Here is a 591-nt window from a genome sequence, read left to right as displayed (position 1 = left end):
TTATTGAATGTTTAAGAAGTTGTGTATAATGAAATAAACGTGTTGAAATAGTTAGGATGATGTTAGTGGATATCAAACATATGAAATATTTTATTGAAGTCGTTAAGCAAGGAGGCATGACTAATGCTTCCAAATCATTATATATTGCACAACCTACAATTAGTAAAGCAATTAAAGATATTGAAAATGAAATGGGCACGCCCTTATTTGATAGAAGTAAAAGACATTTAATTCTTACCGATGCAGGTCAAATTTTTTATGAGAAAAGTAAAGAAATTGTTGCACTGTATGATTATTTACCATCTGAAATGGAACGCTTGAATGGACTGGAAACAGGACATATAAACATGGGCATGTCGGCAGTCATGAATATGAAGATTCTTATCAATATTCTTGGTGCATTCCATCAACAATATCCAAATGTTACATATAATTTGATAGAAAATGGCGGTAAAACAATTGAACAGCAAATTATCAATGATGAAGTAGATATAGGCGTGACCACTTTGCCAGTCGATCATCATATTTTCGATTATACTACCCTAGATAAGGAAGATTTGCGACTTATCGTGAGCAGAGAGCATCGACTCG

Annotated in this window: 1 protein-coding gene; it reads left to right on the top strand. The window is 33.0% G+C overall.

The genetic code is table 11. The features are described from left to right. Nucleotides 1-65: 65 nt before the first annotated feature. A partial coding sequence (locus IDG60_RS21235) for a LysR family transcriptional regulator (protein ID WP_206161170.1) occupies nucleotides 66-591 on the top strand: 526 nt, incomplete at its 3' end.

Source organism: Staphylococcus sp. EG-SA-2, assembly GCF_017152085.1.
Note: the sequence above shows the minus strand (reverse complement) of the source record. Positions and strands in the feature narration are given on the sequence as shown.